General features: G+C 55.6%; 1 protein-coding gene. It reads left to right on the top strand.

The window, feature by feature from the left end:
* Positions 1-297: antirestriction protein (locus HEN33_RS25740; RefSeq protein WP_183083562.1), on the top strand; the 297-nt coding region annotated here is incomplete at both ends.

Below are 297 nucleotides of genomic sequence, written 5' to 3'. Positions count from 1 at the left end.
GCTGGATGGACCGTCTTTGCGAAGACTACTGCGGTGGTATCTGGAATCTGTACACCCTGAACAACGGCGGGGCATTTATGGCACCCGAACCGGATGACGATGATGACGAAACATGGGTACTGTTCAATGCCATGAACGGCAACCGCGCTGAAATGAGCCCGGAAGCCGCCGGTATTGCTGCCTGTCTGATGACGTACAGTCATCATGCCTGTCGTACGGAGTGTTATGCCATGACGGTCCACTATTACCGGCTGCGGGATTACGCCCTGCAGCATCCGGAATGCAGCGCCATTATGC

The sequence above is a fragment of the Escherichia sp. 94.0001 genome (genome assembly GCF_013369155.2).
GTDB lineage: Bacteria > Pseudomonadota > Gammaproteobacteria > Enterobacterales > Enterobacteriaceae > Escherichia > Escherichia coli_F.
The sequence above is the reverse complement of the archived record's forward strand: the minus strand, read 5'-3'. Positions and strand labels throughout refer to the sequence as shown.